Below are 24,484 nucleotides of genomic sequence, written 5' to 3'. Positions count from 1 at the left end.
ATTGCTGGTTTTAAAAAAAAGGCTGGAGAAAAATTCTCTTAGAGTTATATAGACATTATTTACCCCAGTTATAAACCCTGCCATTGAATTTTTTGTCGAGTTATTAGAGCACCCCAATGTTGAACTATTAACTGTTGTTATTTCTGAAATTTTGCACATAATACACTCTCATTTTAGTAAATTTAAATTAAAAATTTTTAATCTTTTTTTAAAAAGGTTCATTTTTATTTAACTAAAATAAAGGCTATAAAACCATCAGGTAAAAAACTGATTAAATGAAATAAAGTGCGCGTTTTTTATATTTTTTGATGGCGCTTCAATAAACTTGATTTCAGCTTCTTTTTTGTCATTTCTTTTCTTAACGTTTTTAAATTACTCTGTTATGGCACTGTTAACAAAAAAGTAACTTATAATTTTTTAAAAGTGATGTCCGTGTGCTCATTTATTTTATAAGGCACCGCCTGTGCTGCCAGTATCACCAGCGTGACTCCGTTCAAAAGTACTAAGAATACACTATCCTCTTCTCACCTCTAACATTGAAACTTTTACCCATCTATCACCCTACCTTCAATGTGATTGATAGCTTGATTGCACTGAAAATCATATCAAACACCATTGCAAAGCAAAAAAACTTATGTTAGTGGTTATGATCAAAAATTGAGTTTTAGCGGGCATGCAACAGTGTATTTACCTTTTTTAAGCAAACTCTACTGATAACAACGACAGGCAATCCCCTGGATTCCTAAATTGCCATAAAATTCGTGAGGAGAATGAGGAGAATACGGATGACATCGAGCCTCTTTAAACTATAAAGGCTGTAATAACGCTCAATATGGAGCTGCAATCTAAAAAACGGGGTGCATTGATGTGAACAGTCTAAAAAAAATCACGAATTCTCTTCCTGATACGACTCAAGTTTCTGATGTTTTGCCGCCACAGTTCGTGATGTTATGGGAAACTTCACAGGAGCCTTGGGGAGTCAAGGATGTTGATTCAAAATATATTTACGCTAATCGCGCATATTACCGTCTTCTTAATATTAATCCCGCAACGTTCTGTATTGTCGGTCACCTTGATGATCAATTACCCTCACCCATAGCAGATTTCGCCCCTCACTTTCAACAGCATGATCGCCAGACAATGCAACGACAGGATCGTCTTTGCTCGATTGAAATCCACCCATACGAACCTGATCAATTGATGCGCCCTTATTATTTTGACAAGTACCCACTCTATGAAGCGCATAGCCGACTGTGTATTGGTACCATTTTTCACGCCAGAAAAGTTGAGGAAATTTTACTCAAAAAACGATTATTACAGGATGCTAAACCCGGTTATTTTTTATTTTATCCGCCGGAAAACATATTTACCGAAAAGGAACTCGAGGTTATTTTTTGTGTGTTGCAAAATATGAGTAGCAAGCTCATTGCTCTTCATCTGGGGTTATCTCACCGTACGGTGGAAAATAAACTACAGGTAATTTACGAAAAAGCAGGGACTCACTCTTTGTCTCAATTCAACGATTACTGCAGGGATAAAGGTTATCATCATTACTTTCCACAGAAACTTCTGAGCCCTGCCAGTAAGCTACTGGATATGAGTCTGTAGGGCCACTATGATCTCCATTCAACGATTCCTGACAAAAAACAGGGATCGTTAGTCCTGAGCTGGCGAGAGACAAGTACTGAGTGTGCCCGCCGCTTTGGCCCTTATTCTCACTGTATTGCCCGGCATATAGCCAAGTGGCAGAGATTCCAGCTCGATAATTCTGACCGTATCAGGTATCGCTCCGGCTTCCACTGCCGCTTTTCGTGCCTGTTTTTCCGCCTGTAACAAACAAGCTTCCAGCGTCTCAGTACCGGTAGAAACAATAGTGTCAACACTACCACTGACCTTAGCAATCGCAACACCAGTGGCATTCGCTACTGAGGCATGCGCAGGCCTTATCACCTTTGAAGCTCCTCGCAATCCGATGGGTAACAAGCAAGCTCCACCGCCCACCAAAATGACCGGCATATCACTAAGTGAGGTATTCATTCGTTCCAGGGTTCTCTCCACCATTGCCACATAGTGGGAGGCGACCCGTTGCACCTGTTTGGAACAAAGGTGAGCCAGTTTGCCCGGATCGCCTATATTAGCCCAACCATTCGCTACCGCGATATCGGTCACGGTCAAGGTGTCACCACCAAACACGAGCGAATGCTGAGTCAACTGGTAACCTACACTTTTCGGTCCCACATGAATCGTACCATCAGAGTCGAAAGTCACTAGAGAGCCACCCCCTAGACCGATCGAGGTAATATCCGGCATACGAAAACTGGTACGTACTCCACCAATTTCTGCTGCTAGCGAAGATTGACGAGGGAACCCGTTTTTTAATACACCCACATCAGTAGTGGTGCCACCAATATCTACCACCAGTGCATCCTCAAGATCCGTTAACATGGCAGCACCACAGATGCTATTGGTTGAACCAGAAGCAATCGTCAGAATGGGGAGGCGTCGTGCCTGTTTGACTGGCATTAAGGTGCCATCGTTTTGACCAAAATAAAGCGGAGCACTGATGTTGTGCTGCAACAGCGTTTCCTTAAATCCGTTGGTCAAACTTTGAGCCACACCGCAGAGAGCTGCATTCAATATCGCTGCATTTTCTCTCTCGAGTAAACCGATACAGCCGATTTCTGATGATAAAGAGATCGCAATATCAGGCCCCAAGATCTCCTGAGCTATTTCTCCCACTAGACGTTCTTGAGTATCCATCACCGGGGAGAATACACCACAAACCGAAACTGCGCTGACCAGACCTTTTACCGAATAAAGCTGGCGTCGGATCATTTCTTCATCGAGTGCTGCCAGTAGCTGACCATCATAGTGATATCCACCTGAAACGGTAAACAGATGTACCGATAACTTTTCACGAAAATTTGCCGGTATATTAACCAAAGGAAGCACTGCCAGAGTTGCGGGGGCACCTAGACGAAAGTGTGCTACAGGTTCAAGATTTTTGCGTTCGACTATAGCGTTGGTACAGTGGGTTGTACCCAACATCGCCCGATCAATTTGGGCGGGATTGATTGACGACTGGGCAAGGATGACTTCAACTGCGCGCCCAATGCCTTGCATCACATCAGCAGTGATGGGCTGTTTAGTAAAGGCCACTATTTCCTGCTGAGAGTTTAGTAGTACCGCATCAGTATGAGTGCCCCCCACATCAATACCCATCGAATAATTCATTAGATCGCTCCTTTAGGTGCCATCGCTAGCATCTCAACGGGTTTATAATCATCAGGGTAGTTAAAATAACCTGGCCCACATACTTCGATACCTCGCGAAGTGCGCCATTTATCGTCAGCAGGGGCCCCAATCACCACCACACGCATACCATAACTCAGCCTTTCAGCAAGAACCGGCAAGCCCGTGTCCTCGTCAAGCAGGATAATTAAATCAGGGGTGATACATAGTGGTATTTCTTCCTGTTTTGCCAGAAGGTATTCATTTTGAAACAGCACTTCAAAGCGACCGCCGACATTCTCGTCTACACCTGTAAAAATCGCTATCCCACGAGTAAACCCATCTTCGCTGTGCTGATTTACCCGTATTGCCTTGCCACGAAACAAAACATGGCCTCTGAGTAAACCGACCAAGGTATCCACTAAATTCTCTCTGGCTGCGCGAGCCTGCTCCATCCTTTTACCGATATGCCGCATAAAACTGATTGTGCCTTTTATACCTGAGTTTCTTGCCTGTGTGGGTGAAATAGGCGAAGCGGCAAAAATCGCGGCACCTCCCATTTTCACCGTCACTGCACGGGCAAATTTTTCAGCCTGATGGCTGTCGATAGCGTCGACCAACACGGTGTTCAATTTTTCATCTGCTATGATAAAGGTTGAGACGTTAATCCCATCGAGATAAAAGGTGGTCATCTGAAATTCTGGAAACGCACGGCCCATGCCATCAACGTCGACCACAGGTAATCCCAAACGACAGGCGGTTGCCAGTGGAAGCAGCGAGTTAATACCACCTGCTTCAATAGGATAAATGCCAGCAATGGTACGGCCCAAGTGCTTTTCCATACACTGGCAAGCGACAATAGATTCTTCCCCGTTTGGGATTTTTTCTACCATAACAGTCGGTGAGCCTATCATGCCAGTGGATAAAAGCAGCTCGTGCGGTTGGAATGCCTCGGAGTCAAGCAACCGAATCGGCCCATGCTGTTGAATTGCCTGCTGTGCCATAATTTTACCAATATAGGGATCTCCGCCGCCGCCACTGGCGAGAACAGAGGCACCATAGCTAATATGTTCTATCGCTTCCAAGTCTAGCCAGGTCATTTGACAGCCTTTTTAAAGGGATAACCGTTAAGCAGCGCGTAAACCGTTATCGACACCAAAAGTGAATTCAAAGAGGGAATACCCATCTTAATCATCAGCCCGGTTAAGATCCCAGCCAAACAAGCAATGACTCCGTTCCAACCCACGGCTGGAAGGATTTTTGGGTCAGGCAGCTGTTGCTGACGAAGACTTTCATCAAGTTCCACCCGATGAGTTTTCAATAGCCAATAATCGCACAACATCACACCAGCGACAGGAGGAAACATGACCCCCAGCAGCAGTAAAAAACCGGTAAATTTTTCAAGAATACCTGCCACCGTCAGCAATGTGCCAGCTGTACCGAGCACGAGTGTTAATCCGACATAGGATAACCTGCGACCACTGATGACTTCTACCGCACTGAGCAGAGCCAGAGAAGAGGAATAAAGATTGGAATCATTGATTTTTAGCGCCGACAGTATGACGGCCAACAGACCAATCCAGCCAGCTGTCTGTGTCATAATAGTCACTACGTCGGAGGTATTAAGAGCGTGGGCGATAAGTATCGCGATACTGTTTACCACGAATTCGCCGACGATGATAGACAAAGTAATCATCCAGAAAACATGACGACCATTTTGACAATAGCGCCCAATATCAGCTGTGGCGACAGCGGCGACGATATAGCCTCCTCCAACGGCAGTCGCTGCCATGCCTAATGTCATCGGCTCTCCTGTAGGCAGGGTGGTCATCAACTCAATTAAATGATATCCCGCCAGCAGTTCACAGACAATCCAGCCTACGACCAGCATAAACAAGGGCACTGTAACTATAGCTATCCACCCCAGGGCTCGAAATCCGAATGTCATTAATGCGGTTAATCCCAGTCCTGACAGTAGGGCACAGATGACAAATCCAGGCTTATTATTCAGGGCATAGTTCAGACCATTCGCTAAAATAGCATTCTGTACACCAAACCAGCCTATCAAACTGAAAGCGATGAGTATGCTGACCAGAGATGATCCATAAAAGCCGAATCCGCACCATCGTGCTAATTGACTGGTAGAAAACCCCTCACGTGCCCCGGCAATACCAAGTCCTAAACTCACGAATTCCAACAGCATACTGCCAAGAAAAGTCGCCATCAAAGCATCATAAAAAGACATAGTATGGCCCAGCATGGCACCCAGCATAAATTGTCCAAGGGCCGTCATAATGCCAATACGCACCATGACCATGGTAAAAAGACTGGAGCGGCAATCCGCTGGTACGCGCATAAAACAAAAATCATGGGTATTAGGTAATTTGTTTTTCATAATTTCCACCAATGGTTAGGTATTGTTTAGATAAATCACATTCGTTTAATTCGAGGAGGTAGCTGGGACATATCCTATGAAAAATAAAAAATTCTTTTCAAACGTTTATGTCAAAAAAATTTTTCATGCTGATACCCTGAAAATACCAATACCCTTTATTGATAAGCAAGGTTAACTGTGTCATAAAATCGTTATCATCTATGAATTTTCTAAGCATATATCCATTAATCGTCGTGTTATGCGCCATGATATTCCATGCGTCAGCATAATTCGATGCAAGTGATTCACCGTTGAGAAAATAACGATCGCCGATGTGTAACATGCGTAGACCCATTAAGCGGCATAATGAAATATCCTGCTGCAATATTGATTGAACTTGTGATGGTTGATAAACCTGAGCCGCGGGAGCCATAGGTAAATCGTAAGATGATTGAGACATCTGCTGACCAAACCAGGTTTCGAGATCATCTCGCTGCTGTAGTAAAAATTGGTTCATTATGTTTTGAATGGCGGTAATATCTTGAGGCAGAATTTCTGTAGGGTCGTCACGCATAAGCAAATCAGGAGAGGGGGAATACTCAATGCCTCTATGATTTTTGTCTGAAAGAGACTCAGTCCAGTTCCTTATCATACGAAGGCTGTTGTCTGTCCACAAATTAATGCAGTAGCTCAAGGCAGTTTCTGACGAAATTGCTTCATGGGGAAAGCCCTTGGGGATATACAAAGCGTCACCAGAGACCAGCTCTTCGTTAATAATCGATGGGAAAAAATTCTTTTGATCGTAGTGGACAACCGATGATAATGGATTCCATATACGCCATCGGCTGCGCCCTATACCTTGAATAATAAATACGTCAGATGTTTTAGCATATAGGCCTAGCCCACCCCCGGGTACTGAAAAAGACACCGTTAAATCTTCTCTGTACCAATCGGGAAAAGTACGAAACAAATACATGAATTCTTCAGCAGGTCTATGCCAATGATTAATTGCCTGAACCTTTAGTGACCAGTTATGCCGACCTAACGATTTATATCCATTGAAAACATTATGCACTACTTGACATTTTCCATTAACCTTTTTAATGAGCTGGCTCTCAAGTGCTTTTTCTATCACCAGTTTAGCCAGCTCATCAGGTGAAACTGGGTTAATAAAATTAACAACAGCTTGCTTTAACAACATAGGATGCTTTTGCCAGTAATGTTGTAAAAAATCCTGCCAGTTTATCATCAGATACATCTTACTTGCCTTCCCCCCCTATTTATAGCTAGGCAAAATTAATAAAAATCAACAATATAAGGATGAAGCCACTGTTGGAGATGTTCATGAACGTTTCGTCGGTAATTTTAACCTGAGATTGATGGGGTGTAGCATAGACTTTAGACGTTTTTCTCATCACACGAGGCCACAATTTCCAGTCCAAAACATAGCACTCTTTGATGAGCAAAAATGAGGTTTTCTTTTACAGCTTTATTATTTTTGTGGTCAAAAAGTGTAGATGAATGCTTAGATTAATCCATTAATCGAATAAGTATATATAAAATATATACCAGTTATATACATACTATTGTAAAAAATTGCATCTATACAAAAAGCTAGTTAATTTATCGGGCATAAATATGCCAGTGTTAACAACAGTTAGCTAGTTAATTAACTAAAATAGAAAAAGTTTAAGTGAAAAATTTATTTGCAGTAGATTGAAGCTAAGCTGACAGACACAAAAAGGCATAACGGTAAGTGACTCAGGAAGGTGAAAATGGGGAATACTTATTTTTTTTTAGCCGCATTCAGTTTTTTCTGAGCTTCTTTTTTAGCAGCACTTAGAGGATATTCCTCAATGACTCTTTGATAAATTTGCTTTGCTTTATCAGTTTTACCTGTTTCCTGCATGATCATACCCACTTTTAACATGGCATCTGGCCTTTTAGGCGATTTATGATATTTTTTAACAAGCACGGCATAATAATAAGAGGCTTTATTTTTCATTCCTTTATTATAAAAAAGCTGCCCTAGCCAATAATATGCGTTAGGTCGATAGATGGATTCCGAATACTCCTCTACAAAATGTTGTAACTTGATGATCGCTTGATCATCATCTTTTTTTTCAAAAATAAAAAAAAGTGCCGCATCATAATCCTTTTTTTCATTATTTTTACTTTCTGGGGTGGCTACTTTTGTTGCTCTGTTTTTATTATCTGTATTTTTTAGAGTTATGGCTTGTATCTCGGTTTTATCATTTTTAAAAGACATATCGCTCTGTTGATTGCTTTGTTTCTTTTTTATTTGCTCAATCTCATACTGATTTTTTTGAATCTGCCCCCGTAAATCATTTACATCCTCCTGTAAATCGGCAATTTTTTGTTCATATTCTGTTAGTAACTGACCACGACCGCCAGAAATACGCTCAAGCTGCGTAATACGATATTCCAGAGATTCTGAGTTTAGTTGACTGACGGGCGCTTTAGCCATCGTGGTGGATGGAATTGTTAATGCGCCAATCAGTAACGACAAACTGTATCGCTGTTTGAAGTTACTGTTCATTTCATTTGCTCACTTTATTAATAAATCAACACAGCTCTACGATTTTGAGAATAATCTTCTTTGTTATTACCCCGATAAACTGGCTTTTCTTTACCATAAGATACAATTGACATCTGTTGAGCAGAAACACCTTTACCTTGGAGGTACATCTTTACAGCGTTAGCCCGACGTTCCCCTAAAGCCATATTGTATTCTGATGTACCACTTTGATCTGTATGTCCCTCTATATCGACTTTAAAAGAGGGATTATTAAGTAAGAAATCAGCATGGGCATTAAGTATCTCAGCAAAATTGGGCTTAATGTTGTATTTATCAAAATCAAAATACACCACACTGGTTTTTTGCAATCCTTCTATTTGTGCTCGAGCCCGTTCATCAGCAGAAGACACACCTGAATTACCATTCATATCCGTGCTAATATCCGTTGTTTCAGCTCCCATTTCAGAATGATTTGTATTTTTATGAGAGGTACAAGCCATTACAGAAAAAATAAATAGAGCCAAAGTGAGGCGTTTGAGTATTTTATGATTGAATTTCATCATTTTAAACCTTTTTAGTTAAGAGAGAGGGAGGTTGTATCACAAATAAGGCGACCATGCTGGAAATTTTACCTGTCCGTCCACTTCTGGTAATAGGGCTTTAAAGCGCCCATCTGTTGAAACTAGCTGTAGTACTGAATTCGCGTTCTGAGTAGAACTATAGATTACCATTGTCGTATTAGGCGCGATGCTGGGCGTTTCGTCTAACAATGTGTCTGTTAATATTTGAACATCACCGGTTTTTAAATCCTGTTTGGCAATATGCTGTTGCCCATCTTTTGAATTCACCAAAATTAAAAATGTCCCGTCTGGGCTGACAGCTGAATTTTGATTCTGCTTTGCATTCCAGGTGATTCGTTGTGGTACACCATGACCGCTGATATCAATTTTATAAACTTGAGGCCGACCTGCTTGATCAGAGGTATAAGCTAAGTACCGACTATCCGGAAACCAACTAGGCTCTGTATTATTGCTGCGACTATCCGTGATTTGAGTGATGTTTCCAGAAGCAAGATCCATCATATAAATATTAAGGCTCCCAGTTTTAGATAAAGCAAAAGCCAATTTAGCCCCATCTGGAGAAAATGCCGGGGCACCATTATGACCTTGAAAATTCGCTATTTTTTGAATACTACCACTAGCTAAATTTTGTATGACTAAAGCTGATCTGCCACTTTCAAAATTCACGTAAGCCAATTTTTGACCATCAGGAGACCAAGCAGGGGACATCAATGGTTGAGATGAACGATATACAACAAATGGATTATAACCGTCATAATCAGAAATTTTTAGTTCATATGGGAGCTGCCGAGTGTTTTTTTGTACAACATAAGCAATTCTAGTAGAGAAAGCTCCTTTAATGCCTGTTAATTTTTGAAAAATTTCATCGCTGGCACTATGCGCCGCATAACGTAACCATTGTTGAGTCACTTTATATTGATTTTGTGTTAGCACTGTCCCTGATGAAAGCTCTACCAGCTGGTAAGAAATTAAATAGTGATTATCAGCCCCAGCTTGAATTTGACCGACTACAACAGCATCCACACCTAAACCATACCAAGAAGACGTGATCAATTCGGAGGCAGTAAAAGGTTTCTCTGGCATTCGAGAAGGATCAATCGGATTAAATTTGCCGCTATTTCGTAAATCTGAACTAATAATGTCCGCTATTTTTTCTGGCGGCTCAACAGTGCCTAGCCACTTAAATGGTACAACAGCAATAGGTCGGGCTGAATCAACCCCTTGAGTGATTTGAATACGTACTTGTGCATGTAATAAAGAAGTCCATAATATCAACAGACTGAGTAGCATTTTAAATACAGGCTTCATTTTATTTCCTTTATTCTATCAAATCATTCCAACAACTTTATAGAAAGTAAAAACGAGATTTTTATAGATGATTATGGTGTAAAAACCAGAGAAGCGTTTTTAAATACTTGATAAACATCTTTGTTGGGTGGCTTAGGAATATGTGCTTGCTTTGCTGCTGCTACCGCCGCTTGACAAAGATCAGTATCTCCGCTTTCCTCTCTAATACTGATTAATTTTCCATCAGGGGCTAATTTAATACGTAAATGACACGTTTTGCCCTTGTAAAGACTGGCATCATAGAATTTACTTTGAATCGCTTGTATAATTTGATTTAAATAACTTTTTATTTCAGTATCCGATCCCTTTTTTCCTCTTTCAGTCGTCTGGATTTTAGGCGTATTTTGAGGCGATGCCAAAGCATCAAATAATTGATCAACATTTTTTGTTGTGTTTTCAGACTTTTTTTTGGCTGCTGCCACTGCTTTTTTTCTTTTTTGTTCAGCCTGCGCTTTTTTTTCTATTTCAGACCTGATTCGCCTGGCCTCTATTTTTGCTTTGGCGGCGGCCAATTTAACTTGTTCTTGCTCTTCTTGTGCTTTTTTAATCGCAGAGTCGATCTGTTTTTGTTGATCGACTAAACGTTGATGCTGTTCTTCCATCTGGCGCTTTCTTTTTATAATTTCCTGTTTTTCATTTTCTTGTGCTTGCAAACGTTCCTCTTCTAAAATTTTTAAACGCTGTTGTTCTTCATTCTGTTTTTTCAATAATACTTCCGCTTGCTGTTGTGCTTCTTTTTTTTGCCTTTCTAACACCAGTTTTGATTCTGCTCCTTGATTTTTCTGAGGTTGGTATTTTTCTGTCATTGCAGATGAGTCTACTATAATCGCATCTATGACGTTATCTTTATCACCCTGACTTCCTTTATTCAGTTTGAACCTGGAGGAATTGACAATAATGAAAATGATGAAGATCAAATGCAAAAAGCCCGAAAGAATAAGAGCATAATTTAATTTATTCTCTTTAGTAAACTTTTCCAAAGTTATCTTCCAAATAAATCATCAGATTGAATGAATTTAAAATTTATATCGTCTGTGTCATCAGACCGACAGAAGTGACGCCGGTCTGATGTAACATATTGAGCACTTTCATGATTTCATCGTAAGCGACTTCTTTAGCTCCCCCTATCAAAAAAATCGCTTTTGAATTGTTTTTCAGCTGCATTTTTGCTTCAGAGATTAATTGTTGCTCTGAGAGTGCTTCCATTCTTTTATGATCAATAATCATAGCGTATTGACCTGTCCCAGACACTTCAATAATCACAGGGGAATGATTTCCATCTACCATTTTAGAGTGGCTTGTTTCAGGTAGGTTGACTTCAACACTTTGAGTAATAATAGGCGCCGTTGCCATAAAAATAAGCAAAAGTACCAATAATACATCGAGCAATGGAACCATATTAATTTCGGGCTTCAGCTCACGACGATGACGACCACGTATTCGCATTAAATAACCTTTTCTATCAAAGTGATCCAGGTGTTTATTGTTGGACCGCTTTTGTATTTATTATAGAGTTTTTATCCGTCTCAGAAGTCACAACCTCACGATGCAAAATAGCAATAAATTCCTCTACAAAGTTATCGTAATTTTGCTCAATTTTATTAATATTTTGATTAAAACGATTATAAGCCATAACGGCTGGGATAGCAGAAAATAAGCCAATCGCGGTGGCAATTAAAGCTTCTGCAATCCCAGGCGCTACCATTTGTAAGGTCGCTTGTTTTGCGGCACCTAATGCTATGAAAGAATGCATAATGCCCCAAACTGTACCAAAAAGACCGATATATGGACTAATAGATCCGATGGTACCAAGAAATGGAACATGCGTTTCTAAAGCTTCCAGCTCACGATTCATCGAAATACGCATGGCTCGGGCTGCCCCTTTAACAGCGGATTCACAAACATGATGATGTGCACGATGCAAACGCACAAATTCTTTAAACCCAGAATAAAAGATTTGCTCTGAACCGGAAAGCTTATCGCGTCGATCATCACTTTGTTGGTACAAACGCGACAGCTCAATACCAGACCAGAATCTGTTTTCAAAAGCATTGGCTGCCTTTGTAGCTGATCTTAAAATGCTTGTTTTTTTAAGAATAATTGCCCATGAAAAAATAGAAAAACAGATTAATATTGAGATAATACCTTTAACCAAAAAACTTGCCTTCAAAAACAAATCTAAAATACTCATTTCAGCCACAAAAAACTCCACGACTATCATTACAGTCAATATTTCATTAAAGTAAATCTTTATGATTCTGCTTATTTTATATACATCTACTTTTTTAGACCGGTCTTATGAGTGAAACTCAGACCAAGTATCACTTCGATTTAACGGCTAAAGCCAAAAATCCTGATAATAGCAAAAAAAAAAGACGCCAAATAAGTGTTCCAGGTATAAAAGCGAGAAAACATATATTTTTTGAAAATATAAATTTTCAGTGCCATTAATAGCGTTTTAGTCAGTATAACAAAAGGTTTTACGACAACACACAAATAGTGAGAGCAAGATAATTGGAATAAAAATAAATGCAATAAAAGTTATTACTTTAAAACTTAAAAAAGTTTCTGCTAAATCACATAAAGTAATACAAAAATCAAGATTTTTTATCATTTACAAACAAATAAACCTACTTGAATCGTAAACCCATAAGGGATCTTACCAGGCAAAACATTCAGAAAACGTTGCCACAAGCCGGAACAACCCAAATCATATCGCCGCCTTCTTGTAGAACATGAAAAATCTGATGTAAACTTTAAACCCGTTTGCTCCAGGACAGGTATGTCGGGTTTGACGTGGCCATACTAAAAACCAAATCATTAGGAGATTTTCATGTCAAAAAATATTGCAGAGTATGATGCTGATCTATGGCGCGCCATGAAGCAGGAAATAATACGTCAAGAAGAACACATTGAATTAATCGCGTCTGAAAACTACACAAGTCATCTTGTGATGGAGGCTCAAGGTTCACAGCTGACTAATAAATATGCGGAGGGATATCCGAGAAAACGCTATTACGGTGGATGTGAAAATGTTGATATCGTTGAAGAACTCGCAATAGAACGAGCAAAAAAATTATTTGATGCTGATTACGCAAATGTGCAACCGCATTCAGGCTCACAAGCGAATACTGCTGTTTATATGGCATTACTCAATCCTGGCGATACGGTATTAGGGATGGATTTAAATCATGGCGGCCATTTAACACATGGATCTGCAGCCAATTTTTCAGGAAAGCTGTATAATATTATTCCTTATGGTGTTGATCAAAAAGGAAAAATTGACTATAGCACTTTAGAAAAATTGGCAACACATCACAAACCCAAAATGATTATTGGAGGATTTTCTGCTTATTCAGGTATCGTTGATTGGAGAAAAATGCGCACTATTGCAGATAGCGTCGGGGCTTATTTATTGGTTGATATGGCTCATGTAGCAGGTTTAGTGGCAACGGGCGTTTACCCAACGCCGCTGCCTCATGCGCATGTGGTCACTACCACCACTCACAAAACCTTGGCTGGCCCTCGGGGTGGTTTAATTCTTGCAAAAGGGGGCAATGAATCATTATATAAAAAACTCAATTCGGCGATTTTCCCAGGAATTCAAGGGGGGCCATTAATGCACGTGATTGCAGCAAAAGCCGTAGCATTCAAAGAAGCCTTGGAACCTCAATTTAAAATTTATCAGCAGCAAGTGGTAAAAAATGCCAAAGCGATGGTCGACATATTTTTAAAGCGGGGTTATGAAATTGTTTCAGGTGGAACAGAAAATCACTTATTTTTACTGAATTTAGTAGATAAAGGCTTAACTGGAAAGGAGGTAGATGAATTGCTGGGCCGTGCTAACATTACAGTGAATAAAAATACGGTGCCCAATGATCCCAAAAGTCCTTTTATCACATCGGGTATACGGATTGGGACTCCAGCAATTACAAAACGAGGGTTTAAAGAGGAAGAAGCACGTGAAGTATCAGCTTGGATATGTGATTTATTAGATCATACTCAAGATGAAAAATTGATACATAATGTTAAGGAAAAAGTGCTGTCTATTTGCGCGCGCTTTCCTGTTTATTGATTTTTTTAAAAATTTTATTAAAGAAATATTGATTCATCAACATAAAACAATATTTCTTTTTTATTGATATTAAAAACAAGTTTCAATTAGCCTACCCTTCAATGAATACGGTCATTTTCTGCTCACATCTTTTCTTAGGTGAATATTAGTTTTAATTCTGGTTAATCAAAGTATAATATTAAAAAAAAATCTTCTTACTATAAAGCCATTTATCAAGCGAATTATTCGAGTGATATGCAAAACGATACCGTCTCAGGTGTGAGATAAGTAGAACAACAGACGTTTCAGATTGTATAGACAGGGAAAATGTGTCAGGTACATTTTTAAATTCAAACACGTCTATTTTTATTAAATGTAATATTGGGGAGTCAGCAAGTGAATATTGCTATTATCATTGGCACACATGGAAATTGTGCAAAATACCTTTTAGAAACAGCAGAAATGCTGATAGGTCAACAAAAAAACGTGGCTTATGTTGACTTTTTGCCAGGGGAAAACACGGAAACATTAGTACATAAATATCATGAAATATTAGCAACTTTGCAGGCCCAGGATGGGGTGTTGTTTTTATTGGATACTTGGGGTGGAAGCCCTTTTAATGCAGCAAATAGAATAATTGCTGATAAAGAAAATTATGAAGCGATTTCTGGTGTTAACGTGCCGATGCTGATTGAAGTTTTGATGGCGCGAGATGATGACATTTCTTTATCTCAATTAGTTTCTATCGCATTGGAAACAGGGAGTGCTGGAATCAAAGCGTCTAAAATGAGTAACGAACCTGCTCTGAAAAAATCGAATCTCCCTTCTTTGAATATTCATCCCGAATCTGAACGCTTCAATTTAGCATCTGTAAATGATCCACAGAATCAGGGCCACATGAAGATTCAATTAGTTCGTATTGATGATCGTTTAATTCATGGGCAAGTAGCCACTCGATGGACCAAAGAAACCAATGTAAATCGCATTATCGTGGTCAGTGATGAAGTCGCAGCAGATCAAATGCGAATCAGTTTATTAAAACAGGTTGCGCCGCCTGGCGTCAGTGGTCATGTTATCAATATTAACAAGGCGATTCGTGTTTATCACAATCCTAAATATGCAAATGATCGAGTCATGCTGCTATTTACTCATCCTTCTGATGTACTACGGTTGATTGAAGGGGGAGTGAAGATTTCGTCAGTGAATGTAGGGGGTATGGCTTATACTCAAGGTAAAATCAAAATAAACAATGCTATCTCGGTTTTCGAGAAAGATATTGATGCATTTACGACATTATCTCAACTAGGAATAAAACTGGATGTTCGTCAAGTTCCTTCAGATATCTCCTCTAATATCATGGATTTAATCAGTAAGATAAAAAATAAAAAATTAATTTATTCAGAATAAATTAATTTTTTTGTTGTGTTTCAACTTTTTATTAACAGCAGGAAAAGTTCAATGGAGATAACGACTCTTCAAATTTTACTCATATTTTTTATTGCATGCATTGCTGGCATGGACTCTGTTTTAGATGAATTTCAATTTCATCGTCCATTGGTTGCCTGTACTTTGATTGGCTTGGTTTTGGGGGATCTCAAAACAGGGATCATCATAGGGGGGACCCTTGAAATGATTGCCCTAGGCTGGATGAATATTGGTGCTGCGATGGCTCCCGATACGGCTTTGGCTTCTATTATTTCCAGTATTTTAGTAATAGCGGGAGGACAAAGTATCGGCGCAGGGATTGCGTTAGCAATACCTCTGGCAGCGGCAGGGCAGGTTTTAACGATCATTGTTCGTAGCATCACTGTTGCTTTTCAACATGCTGCTGACAGAGCTGCGGAGCAAGGCAATCTCAGAGGCATCAGCTTCTTGCACATTTCCGCTTTATTTTTGCAAGCGATGCGTGTTGCTGTGCCTGTCCTGGTTGTTGCTTTATCAGTTGGAACCAGCGAAGTACGAGCCTTACTGAGTTCTATTCCTGAAGTAGTCACAGGAGGATTAAATATTGCAGGAGGTATTATCGTGGTAGTCGGCTATGCCATGGTCATCAATATGATGGGAGCTCGATACCTGATGCCATTTTTTTATTTAGGATTTGTCACTGCCGCATTCATTCAGTTCAACCTTGTCGCTTTGGGTGTCATCGGAATAGTCATGGCGATTTTGTATATCCAATTAAATCCGAAATATCATAAATCAGCGTCTGAGCCATCTGATGCAAACAAACTTTATAATGATCTTGATAACGAATTAGATTAATTCAGAGAAAAATTATGATTGATACGACTGAAACATCTCAAAAAGAAACCCAAACAATCGCAGATGAAAATGTGGCATCCAGTAAAAAAAAATTAACGGCAGGTGATATGCGTTCGGCATTTATCCGTTCTAATCTTTTTCAAGGTTCCTGGAATTTTGAACGTATGCAGGCATTAGGATTTTGTTTTTCGATGATCCCTGCGATCCGCCGTTTGTATCCAGAAAATAATGCTGAACGTCAACAAGCAATCAAACGCCATTTAGAATTTTTTAATACTCATCCTTACGTTATGGCGCCTGTCATAGGTGTCACGATGGCAATGGAAGAAAAACGAGCCAATGGTGCACCCATTGATGATGCAGCCATTAACGGAATTAAAGTCGGTTTAATGGGTCCTCTTGCCGGCGTGGGTGATCCGATTTTTTGGGGAACGGTACGTCCTGTTTTTGCTGCTCTTGGAGCAGGGATTGCCATGAGTGGAAGCCTACTGGGACCTTTATTGTTTTTTATATTATTTAACCTTGTGCGTTTATTATCTCTCTATTACGGCATAGCTTATGGTTACTCAAAAGGCATGAGTATGGTGAGTGACATGAAGGGAGGGGTCTTGCAAAAATTAACAGAAGGCGCTTCTATTCTTGGGTTATTTGTGATGGGTGCCCTAGTGAATAAATGGACACATATTAATATCCCTGTCGTTGTCTCTACAATCACAGATCAAACAGGTCATACCACTGTCACGACGTTACAAACTATTTTTGATCAACTGATGCCTGGTTTAGTGCCATTACTATTGACCTTTGCATGTATGTGGATGTTACGGCGAAATGTTAATGCCCTATGGATTATTCTAGGTTTCTTTGCCATCGGCATCTTTGGTTATTGGCTCGGCTTTCTTGCTCCTTAATTTTTGAATGCCTGTTTTAATTTCTGAACCTGGATCTTGAATAATAAAAAACAGGCAAAAATTAAGAGATTTTAGGAACTCACTTTATGTCAAATGTCGATCATACTTTAATTATTTTCATCATCTCCTTTTTAATTTATGCCGTTTATAATGAATTTATTTTAAATTTCATCAAAGGAAAAACCATTCTTAAGGTTAATTTAGAACGTAAAAATAAAGTTGATGCCACTATTTTGATAGGATTAACAATAATTTTTATATATAACAATATGATAAATTTATCATCGCCCTTAACGATATATTTACTATTCGGTTTATTATTGTTAATAATTTATATATTTTATATTCGATATCCAAAATTAATTTTTAAAAAAGACGGATTTTTTTATTGTAATATTCTTATTAATTATAAAAATATAAAAAAGATAAAATTATCTGAAGACGGAATTTTAGCCATTCATTTAAAAAAACGATCAATATTTATTAAAGTGGTGTATTTCGAAGATTTAAAAAAAATGGTTCATGTCTTTCTTGAAAAGACCACATTTTGAGATGTTTAAAAAGTCGATCATTTTGAAGAGAAATCAAGACGTTTTATATTAACTGATGAAATAAGGGTTTCACTATCCGTTGTCTTCCCAAATACCCTGGATCATGAGTTGCAGTTGTGGCTGCTGACGAAATACATTGATATCCAGCTTATAGGCCAAAGTCACTTTTTTGAACAGGGGATACGGCCACGATTTTGAATCAACATTAAAAGCAATCGCATCTAAAGGAATACCACCTTCAATCGGTTCAACTTGTAATTTAAGATGACAACCACAAAGTAGACGTTGTTTTAAAATGCGAAATTTTCCATCAAAAACGGGTTCTGGAAATCCTTGCCCCCAAGGCCCTGCATCACGAAGTAATTGCGCTGTTTCTAAAGAAATCTTATCAGGAGAGAGCTCACCATCGGACCAAATACTATTTTCAAGCTCCAGGTCCTTTAAAGAAGCCGTCACTCGTTCGGCAAAACATTGACGAAAGAGATCAAATTTATTCTGCTCAATCAATAAACCAGCAGCCATAGCATGCCCGCCAAATTTAAGTATCAGCCCAGGGTAGGCTCGGTCAATCTGTTCCAGGAGATCTCGCATATGTACGCTCGTCACAGAACGCCCAGACCCTTTGAGCTGTCCGCCGTCGGTTGGTGCAAAAGCAATGACTGGCCGATAAAAACGATCTTTGATACGTGACGCTAAAATGCCAACCACACCTTGATGCCATTTAGGGTGATAAAGCGCAAGACCCTTTGGTAGCGGCTGATCATGACATTCAATTTGATGACATAAATCCAATGCCTCTTTTTTCATGCTTTGTTCAATCTCTCGTCTTACTTTATTTAAAGCATCGAGATCTCTGGCCAACTCTCTGGCTTCAGACAGATCTTGCGTCAGTAACAGAGAAACGCCTGTCGACATATTGTCCAAGCGACCTGCCGCATTTAAGCGAGGAGCAAGAGCAAAGCCAAGGTCAGCGGCCGTTAATCTGTGCTCGCTTCGAGAAGCCACTTCGAGTAAGGCGACAATACCAGGGCGACTTTTGCCCGCACGGATACGATTTAAGCCCTGATGCACCAAAATACGGTTATTTGTATCAAGTGGGACGACATCTGCCACTGTGCCTAAAGCCACCAAATCCAAAAATTCCGCCAAATTCGGCTCCTGGATATTTTTTTTATGAAACCATCCCTCTTTTCTCAAATGCGCTCTTAATCCAAGCATCAGATAAAAAGTGACCCCGACCCCCGCTAGAGATTTAGAAGGAAAAGGACAATTAAGTTGATTGGGATTAATAATGGCATCCGCATTAGGCAAGCGCTCAGTCGGAAGATGATGATCTGTGATCAGTACCTGCATGCCTTTGTGATGTGCCAAATCGACACCTTCATGTGAAGAAATGCCATTATCTACGGTGATGATCAGATCTGCGCCACGAAGAGATACCTGTTCCACTATCTTTGGAGTCAATCCGTAGCCTTCTTCAAAACGATTGGGTATCAAAAAATGCACATTTTGGGCTCCCATTGCTTCCAGGGCCATCATCGCCAATGCTGTACTGGTCGCGCCATCTACATCAAAATCCCCCACAATCATCATCCGCTTTTGCAATGAGAAGGCCTCTTTTAAAATCTGAATCGCGTCTTCTATGCCTGCCAATGCTTGCCAATCGCATAAACTTTTTGTCCCTCGCGCCAGTTGTTGATCTTTTGTTATCCCTCGACTGGCATATAACTGGCGAATCAATTGAGGGTATGTTTCTGAGAGCGGATGATGGTGCATTTCCCTTCGGCGTAATTGTTTTTTGATATTCACGATGATTTCCGTTTTATAGAGGCATCTTTCAGTGGAGGTAAACCTCAATGGGTTTTAAACCGGGTGAAGACTTTATTTTTCGTTCAAATGAAATTTGAACAAGAGGTTAAGTGTATTCAGTAAAAGAAACAATTCTGAAACTGATCACCCACGATTTTTATCGTTAATAGTGATGATGAGGCGATTAAATCATTTTACTGATTTAGGGGCATTTTGGGGTAGTAAGCCAGAGCGTTTTTTGGAGGAATTGCAGGTGCAGAATCATAAGCCGACAGATTCTACAGGAAAGTCTCAAACTACACTAGAAGAGGGACAAAAAAAATCGACAGAGACACCGCCACCGATATCGCTAAAGACAGAGGACATGGAACGGACAAAGAAACGACCACCAGTATCACCGTCGCAGAGCGACCCAAAAGAAAATTTCTTAGAACAGATTCAAAGAGGTGTCCCTCTAAAAAAAGTAAAAGTAGAAGAAACGCCGAAAAAACCAAGTGACTCAACTGCTTTTAAGAATATGATCACTCACCGAATGCTTGATACTGGTCCTGGTCCTGATGCTGATTAGGGTGATTAATTGAATAAACCTCAAAATCCTCCTCTCTTTATTTTCAATTTTTTATGAGGTTTGCTTTGTCTGGAGGTAAAGCGGCGTTGTATTAGGGGAATTTGTGTGTTTTTAGGAGAGATAATATGAATACACACTTTTCTCACGCTTATCAACAGCGTTCTGACATTTCTAAATGGGGTTGTTTGAATACCTTTGGTAAAGGCAAAAATTGTTTTCCCAATACAGTCAGTTGGCGATAGCGATCTTCCAACTGATGGCAAGTATGAAATCACTCGATCAGATCGCAATCAGTGATTTGATGACCAAAAGGATGAGGGGCAATCACAGCTGATCGATAAAAGTGGATGAGATGTCAATTTCATAACAGGGTTGATAAGCCGTTCCGGTTAATTTCATTCGTCCTTGATGAATAAAATTTTCTAATAATTGAGCCAATTGTTGCAACATGTCTGGATCCCCTTTAAGTTTAAAAGGCCCTTGAGTTTTTACAGCTTGTATGGCTTTTTCTTTGACATTACCCGCCACAATGCCTGAGAAAGCACAACGTAAAGCAGCCGCGAGCGCCTCTGGCGCCTGGTCGCATTTTAGATTGAGATCTGCCATATTTTGATGCGTTGGATTAAACGGATGCTGTTGTTTTTCGTTAATATGAATCGACCAGTTGAAACTATAGGCATCTTTTGTGTAGCAACGATTTTCTTTGACTTTTTTCATCATTTTTTTCATTTTTTGTGCGACTTCTTTCTCCTGACCAATCATAATTTGATAAAAACGACAGGCTTGAGGGCCCAATGTTTCGATAACAAACGTATTAAGTGCATTAAAATATTCCGCGCTTTCTTCTGGGCCGGTGAGAATCAGCGGTAAAATCTGATGCCTGTTTTTAACATCCATCAAAATGCTTAAAAGATAGAGAAATTCTTCTGCTGTGCCGACACCACCAGGGAAAATAATAATGCCGTGGGCCATGCGTACAAAAGCCTCCAGGCGTTTTTCTATATCTGGCATAATAATCAGCTCGTTAACCATGGGGTTGGGTGGCTCTGAGGCAATAATAGAAGGTTCCGTAATGCCAATAAAACGCCCTTTTTTATATAGTTGCTGAGCGTGACCAATCGCCGCGCCTTTCATTGGCGCTTCCATGACACCCGGCCCGCATCCTGTGCAGATATTCAATTCTCTCAAACCCAACTGATGCCCAACCTGATGAGCATATAAATACTCTTGTGTGTTAATAGAATGGCCACCCCAACAGACGATAAGATTGGGTTCTTGATGAGTATGAAGCGCTCGCGCATGACGGAGTATAGAAAAAACTTGATTTGTTAAATAAACAGAAGCCGTTGCATCTTGAAGAAATGGGGTTTCTGACATTTTACCCTGTAAAAATAAAATATCGCGTAATACAGAAAAGAGATTCGCCTGTAATAGTTTCATTATTTTTTGATCAATAAGAGCTGCAGCAGGGGGATTGATCAGCTCCAGTTCAATACCGCGTTCGTGGCGCAATATATTGATCCGAAAATCTTCATAACGTGATAACAATTCTTTGCTATCGTCTGTTTGGCTACCTGAACTGAGCACAGCCAGCGCGCAATGACGAAAAAGATCATACAAATAGGTATTTTGTGTTTGTTTGAGCATGTCCACTTCTAGATGAGACAACAGATCCATAGAACCCAGTGGATTGATATTTACTATCAAAATGATTCCTTTTGTAGGCATTCATCGTAACGCAGCAATTCATTCATAGAGATTTTTTCTTTTGTTTTGGCATCTACTTTTTTCACAATGATCGCAGCATACAGGCTGTGGCTTCCATCTTTAGCAGGGAGGCTGCCTGGAACAACGACGGCACCGGCAGGAACACGACCATAATGCATCGTTTGGGTTTCACGATCATAAATGCGGGTACTTTGGCTGATAAACACGCCCATAGAAATCACAGCGCCTTCTTCCACCACCACGCCTTCAACGATTTCTGAACGAGCACCAATAAAACAGTTGTCTTCGATAATAGTCGGATTGGTTTGTAGAGGTTCCAAAACACCTCCAATACCCACACCGCCTGATAGGTGAACGTTTTTACCAATTTGGGCGCAAGAACCCACTGTGGCCCAAGTATCGATCATCGTACCCTCATCAACAAAAGCGCCGACGTTAACATAAGAGGGCATGAGAACCGTATTTTTCGCGATAAATGCGCCTTTTCGTACGGTTGCCTGGGGAACCACACGTAAGCGTTCACGTAAAAATCTGTCGCTTTGATAATCAGAAAATTTCAAAGGTATTTTATCGTAATACGCTGTTTCCAAGCCTTTTATCATCTGGTTATCATGAATACAGAAAAAGAGCAGGATTGTTTTTTTTAGCCATTCATGTGTTACCCAATGCCCATTTATTTTTTCGGCAACTCTTCGTTCGCCCCTGTCTAATTGCTCAATAATCTCATCAATGGTCTTCCTCAGCGAGGGAGCTACATTTTTTGCCGTGATACTGGCGCGATTTTCATAGGCATTCTCAATCATCTTTTGTGCGTCTGACATGTTCATATTTTCTCAATATAAGTGAATGATTTTGATGTATCTCAAAAAGATTTATCTTAAAGAGGATGAATCCTGATGCTTAATCAGCTTAGAAACAGGTTCATCTGGACGCCAGGTTAAAATTTCGCAGCCATCATGAGTGACTGCAACGGTGTGTTCATATTGTGCGGATAAGCTGCGGTCTTTGGTTTTGACTGTCCATTTGTCTTTCATGACTCGAATATGTGCTTTGCCTGCGTTCACCATAGGTTCAATCGTAAAAGTCATGCCTGCTTTCAAAATAAGACCATGATCTTCATCATCATAATGTAATACTTGAGGATCTTCATGAAATGTTCGGCCTATACCATGTCCACAATATTCCCGTACAACAGAAAAATGATGTGATTCAACAAAAGCTTGCATGGCTTTGCCTAATGAGCGCAGACGAATACCAGGCTTCACCATTTTGATGCCTAAATAAAGTGTTTCCAAGGTGGTACGACACAGACGTTCAGCGATAATTGTCGGTTTTCCGACCATAAACATCCTGGAAGTATCGCCGTGAAAGCCATCTTTGATGACGGTCACATCGATATTGAGAATGTCTCCTCTTTTTAAGATTTTTTCATCAGATGGAATGCCATGACAAATCACATCATTAAGCGAAATACAAACTGATTTTGGAAAACCCCGATAGCCCAGACAAGCAGGAATGGCTTTTTGCTGATTTGTAATGTAATCATGACAAATACTATCCAGTTCACCAGTCGACATCCCTTCTTTCACATGAGGTTCAATCATTTCTAACACTGCTGCTGCTAAACGACCAGCGACTCGCATTTTTTCAATTTCTTCAGATGTTTTTATAAAAATAGACATAAAAGCACTTGCTACTCCTCACTGCCGTTTTGAAAATGTTTGAGTGAATATTTTAATTCATCTTTTCAATAAAAATGATTGATGCTGATTCTACATTGAAAGTATGAAGTTATCTTCATGGAATTTGTATATCAGGAGCCCTGGGTGTGGTTTTTATCTAAATATTGATACCTAAACGTTGCGACCACTGAATCAATTGAGCTACTTTGTGGACATCAAGTTTTTTCATCATATTAAGACGATGTGTTTCTACCGTTTTTTCACTGATATAAAGCCTGTCTGCAATGATTCGATTGGAGACCCCTTCTGTAATCAGTTTGAGAATTTGTCGTTCCCGTGAGGTTAATATAGAAGGATAATGCTCCGATTCTTTGATTAATTTCAGTACACTATCCACATTTAAAGTAGGGTCTATATATTGTTTCCCTGCAAGTACGGTTTGCACCGCCGCCATTAAAATTTGTTGAGGGCTTTTTTTAATCACATAACCCAGAGCCCCCATTTTTAATGTTTGACTCGCATAATGCTCTTCTTCTCGAGCAGTTAAGACTAAAATGTTCAGTTGTGGCCATCGGCGATGTAATTGTAAAATCACTTCTTGACCATTCATTCCAGGTAATCCTAAATCCAGGATGACCATATCAGGCTCTGTTTGAACACATAAATTATAAACATCTAATCCATTCTCTGTTTGCCCTACTACTTGATAACGTTTATAAGGCGAGAGCATATTTTTGATACCATTAATAATGAGCTCATGATCATCTACGATCAATATTTTTACGTTCATACTTCTTTCCCCTAGCTTTCAAAATAAAAATTTTTATAATTAATTAATTAATTAATTAAT

General features: G+C 39.7%; 22 protein-coding genes. 7 read left to right on the top strand and 15 right to left on the bottom strand.

The features are described from left to right. The first annotated feature begins 867 nt into the window (after nucleotides 1–867). On the top strand, nucleotides 868–1,608 hold the full coding sequence (locus HDEF_RS00970; RefSeq protein ID WP_044612225.1) for a helix-turn-helix transcriptional regulator: 741 nt from the start codon (nucleotides 868–870) through the stop codon (nucleotides 1,606–1,608). A 48-nt stretch (nucleotides 1,609–1,656) separates the two neighbouring features. Here the strand turns inward: HDEF_RS00970 and HDEF_RS00965 are convergent, their stop codons facing one another. From HDEF_RS00965 to tolQ, 10 genes are all read right to left on the bottom strand, one after another. Then, nucleotides 1,657–3,222, bottom strand: coding sequence for a hydantoinase/oxoprolinase family protein (locus HDEF_RS00965; RefSeq protein ID WP_238526172.1), 1,566 nt, complete (start codon nucleotides 3,220–3,222; stop codon nucleotides 1,657–1,659). A gap of 11 nt (nucleotides 3,223–3,233) precedes the next feature. Beyond that, a complete protein-coding gene (locus tag HDEF_RS00960) occupies nucleotides 3,234–4,331 on the bottom strand; it encodes an S-methyl thiohydantoin desulfurase family protein (protein ID WP_044612224.1) in 1,098 nt (365 codons plus the stop codon). Then, nucleotides 4,328–5,626 (bottom strand): cytosine permease, encoded by a 1,299-nt coding sequence (locus HDEF_RS00955; RefSeq protein WP_407078890.1) that lies wholly within the window; start codon nucleotides 5,624–5,626, stop codon nucleotides 4,328–4,330. The genes HDEF_RS00960 and HDEF_RS00955 overlap by 4 nt, the downstream gene beginning before the upstream one ends. A 97-nt stretch (nucleotides 5,627–5,723) precedes the next feature. Beyond that, nucleotides 5,724–6,863, bottom strand: a complete 1,140-nt coding sequence (locus HDEF_RS00950) for a JmjC domain-containing protein (RefSeq protein WP_012737907.1) — start codon at nucleotides 6,861–6,863, stop codon at nucleotides 5,724–5,726. A gap of 528 nt (nucleotides 6,864–7,391) precedes the next feature. Then, on the bottom strand, nucleotides 7,392–8,165 hold the full coding sequence (ybgF, locus tag HDEF_RS00945) for a tol-pal system protein YbgF (RefSeq protein WP_012737906.1): 774 nt from the start codon (nucleotides 8,163–8,165) through the stop codon (nucleotides 7,392–7,394). 17 nt (nucleotides 8,166–8,182) lie between these two features. Beyond that, complete coding sequence (gene pal / locus HDEF_RS00940) at nucleotides 8,183–8,704, bottom strand: peptidoglycan-associated lipoprotein Pal (RefSeq protein ID WP_012737905.1); 522 nt, start codon at nucleotides 8,702–8,704, stop codon at nucleotides 8,183–8,185. 39 nt (nucleotides 8,705–8,743) lie between these two features. Beyond that, a complete protein-coding gene (gene tolB / locus HDEF_RS00935) occupies nucleotides 8,744–10,033 on the bottom strand; it encodes a Tol-Pal system beta propeller repeat protein TolB (protein WP_012737904.1) in 1,290 nt (429 codons plus the stop codon). A gap of 71 nt (nucleotides 10,034–10,104) precedes the next feature. Beyond that, nucleotides 10,105–11,052 carry a cell envelope integrity protein TolA gene (tolA, locus tag HDEF_RS00930; RefSeq protein ID WP_012737903.1) on the bottom strand — a complete coding sequence of 316 codons (948 nt, stop codon included), beginning with the start codon at nucleotides 11,050–11,052 and terminating at the stop codon, nucleotides 10,105–10,107. 43 nt (nucleotides 11,053–11,095) lie between these two features. Further along, nucleotides 11,096–11,518 carry a colicin uptake protein TolR gene (gene tolR / locus HDEF_RS00925; protein WP_012737902.1) on the bottom strand — a complete coding sequence of 141 codons (423 nt, stop codon included), beginning with the start codon at nucleotides 11,516–11,518 and terminating at the stop codon, nucleotides 11,096–11,098. Nucleotides 11,519–11,552: 34 nt separating this feature from the next. Further along, nucleotides 11,553–12,272 (bottom strand): Tol-Pal system protein TolQ, encoded by a 720-nt coding sequence (gene tolQ, locus HDEF_RS00920; RefSeq protein WP_044612428.1) that lies wholly within the window; start codon nucleotides 12,270–12,272, stop codon nucleotides 11,553–11,555. Nucleotides 12,273–12,905: 633 nt separating this feature from the next. Between tolQ and glyA the strand changes: the two genes are divergently transcribed. The 5 genes from glyA to HDEF_RS00895 all read left to right on the top strand — a co-directional run bounded on the left by glyA (nucleotide 12,906) and on the right by HDEF_RS00895 (nucleotide 17,847). After that, entirely contained in the window at nucleotides 12,906–14,147 is a 1,242-nt protein-coding gene (glyA, locus tag HDEF_RS00915; protein WP_012737898.1) for a serine hydroxymethyltransferase, read from the top strand. Between the two features lie 375 nt (nucleotides 14,148–14,522). Continuing rightward, entirely contained in the window at nucleotides 14,523–15,533 is a 1,011-nt protein-coding gene (gene manX / locus HDEF_RS00910) for a PTS mannose transporter subunit IIAB (protein WP_012737897.1), read from the top strand. 51 nt (nucleotides 15,534–15,584) lie between these two features. After that, nucleotides 15,585–16,388 (top strand): PTS mannose/fructose/sorbose transporter subunit IIC, encoded by an 804-nt coding sequence (locus tag HDEF_RS00905; RefSeq protein WP_012737896.1) that lies wholly within the window; start codon nucleotides 15,585–15,587, stop codon nucleotides 16,386–16,388. Nucleotides 16,389–16,402: 14 nt separating this feature from the next. After that, on the top strand, nucleotides 16,403–17,296 hold the full coding sequence (locus HDEF_RS00900; RefSeq protein ID WP_012737895.1) for a PTS mannose transporter subunit IID: 894 nt from the start codon (nucleotides 16,403–16,405) through the stop codon (nucleotides 17,294–17,296). A gap of 86 nt (nucleotides 17,297–17,382) precedes the next feature. Continuing rightward, nucleotides 17,383–17,847 carry a DUF986 family protein gene (locus HDEF_RS00895; protein ID WP_012737894.1) on the top strand — a complete coding sequence of 155 codons (465 nt, stop codon included), beginning with the start codon at nucleotides 17,383–17,385 and terminating at the stop codon, nucleotides 17,845–17,847. A gap of 72 nt (nucleotides 17,848–17,919) precedes the next feature. Here the strand turns inward: HDEF_RS00895 and recJ are convergent, their stop codons facing one another. Beyond that, a complete protein-coding gene (gene recJ / locus HDEF_RS00890) occupies nucleotides 17,920–19,656 on the bottom strand; it encodes a single-stranded-DNA-specific exonuclease RecJ (RefSeq protein WP_012737893.1) in 1,737 nt (578 codons plus the stop codon). A gap of 172 nt (nucleotides 19,657–19,828) precedes the next feature. Between recJ and HDEF_RS00885 the strand changes: the two genes are divergently transcribed. Further along, entirely contained in the window at nucleotides 19,829–20,224 is a 396-nt protein-coding gene (locus tag HDEF_RS00885; protein WP_044612223.1) for a hypothetical protein, read from the top strand. A gap of 324 nt (nucleotides 20,225–20,548) precedes the next feature. On the opposite strand, the gene ppnN is transcribed toward HDEF_RS00885, so the two are convergent. From ppnN to HDEF_RS00865, 4 genes are all read right to left on the bottom strand, one after another. Beyond that, a complete protein-coding gene (ppnN, locus tag HDEF_RS00880) occupies nucleotides 20,549–21,931 on the bottom strand; it encodes a nucleotide 5'-monophosphate nucleosidase PpnN (protein ID WP_044612427.1) in 1,383 nt (460 codons plus the stop codon). Next, a complete protein-coding gene (gene dapD / locus HDEF_RS00875) occupies nucleotides 21,928–22,773 on the bottom strand; it encodes a 2,3,4,5-tetrahydropyridine-2,6-dicarboxylate N-succinyltransferase (protein WP_012737890.1) in 846 nt (281 codons plus the stop codon). The genes ppnN and dapD overlap by 4 nt, the downstream gene beginning before the upstream one ends. Before the next feature lie 51 nt (nucleotides 22,774–22,824). Further along, the gene (gene map / locus HDEF_RS00870; RefSeq protein ID WP_012737889.1) at nucleotides 22,825–23,634 is read right to left on the bottom strand and encodes a type I methionyl aminopeptidase; all 810 of its coding nucleotides are present in this window, start codon (nucleotides 23,632–23,634) and stop codon (nucleotides 22,825–22,827) included. A gap of 157 nt (nucleotides 23,635–23,791) precedes the next feature. Next, on the bottom strand, nucleotides 23,792–24,424 hold the full coding sequence (locus HDEF_RS00865; protein ID WP_012737888.1) for a two component system response regulator: 633 nt from the start codon (nucleotides 24,422–24,424) through the stop codon (nucleotides 23,792–23,794). Between the last annotated feature and the right edge of the window lie 60 nt (nucleotides 24,425–24,484).

It is taken from the genome of Candidatus Hamiltonella defensa 5AT (Acyrthosiphon pisum) (genome assembly GCF_000021705.1).
Taxonomy (GTDB): Bacteria; Pseudomonadota; Gammaproteobacteria; order Enterobacterales; family Enterobacteriaceae; genus Hamiltonella; species Hamiltonella defendens.
Note: the sequence above shows the minus strand (reverse complement) of the source record. Positions and strands in the feature narration are given on the sequence as shown.

Excerpts from the sequence above, each read along its gene's own strand:
- HDEF_RS00965 (WP_238526172.1), bottom strand. The coding sequence starts at position 3,222 with ATGGGTATTGATGTGGGGGGCACTCATACTGATGCGGTACTACTAAAC.
- HDEF_RS00960 (WP_044612224.1), bottom strand. The coding sequence starts at position 4,331 with ATGACCTGGCTAGACTTGGAAGCGATAGAACATATTAGCTATGGTGCC.
- HDEF_RS00955 (WP_407078890.1), bottom strand. The coding sequence starts at position 5,626 with ATGAAAAACAAATTACCTAATACCCATGATTTTTGTTTTATGCGCGTA.
- HDEF_RS00950 (WP_012737907.1), bottom strand. The coding sequence starts at position 6,863 with ATGTATCTGATGATAAACTGGCAGGATTTTTTACAACATTACTGGCAA.
- ybgF (WP_012737906.1), bottom strand. The coding sequence starts at position 8,165 with ATGAACAGTAACTTCAAACAGCGATACAGTTTGTCGTTACTGATTGGC.
- pal (WP_012737905.1), bottom strand. The coding sequence starts at position 8,704 with ATGAAATTCAATCATAAAATACTCAAACGCCTCACTTTGGCTCTATTT.
- tolB (WP_012737904.1), bottom strand. The coding sequence starts at position 10,033 with ATGAAGCCTGTATTTAAAATGCTACTCAGTCTGTTGATATTATGGACT.
- tolR (WP_012737902.1), bottom strand. The coding sequence starts at position 11,518 with ATGCGAATACGTGGTCGTCATCGTCGTGAGCTGAAGCCCGAAATTAAT.
- glyA (WP_012737898.1), top strand. The coding sequence starts at position 12,906 with ATGTCAAAAAATATTGCAGAGTATGATGCTGATCTATGGCGCGCCATG.
- HDEF_RS00905 (WP_012737896.1), top strand. The coding sequence starts at position 15,585 with ATGGAGATAACGACTCTTCAAATTTTACTCATATTTTTTATTGCATGC.
- HDEF_RS00900 (WP_012737895.1), top strand. The coding sequence starts at position 16,403 with ATGATTGATACGACTGAAACATCTCAAAAAGAAACCCAAACAATCGCA.
- HDEF_RS00895 (WP_012737894.1), top strand. The coding sequence starts at position 17,383 with ATGTCAAATGTCGATCATACTTTAATTATTTTCATCATCTCCTTTTTA.
- HDEF_RS00885 (WP_044612223.1), top strand. The coding sequence starts at position 19,829 with ATGATGAGGCGATTAAATCATTTTACTGATTTAGGGGCATTTTGGGGT.
- dapD (WP_012737890.1), bottom strand. The coding sequence starts at position 22,773 with ATGTCAGACGCACAAAAGATGATTGAGAATGCCTATGAAAATCGCGCC.
- map (WP_012737889.1), bottom strand. The coding sequence starts at position 23,634 with ATGTCTATTTTTATAAAAACATCTGAAGAAATTGAAAAAATGCGAGTC.
- HDEF_RS00865 (WP_012737888.1), bottom strand. The coding sequence starts at position 24,424 with ATGAACGTAAAAATATTGATCGTAGATGATCATGAGCTCATTATTAAT.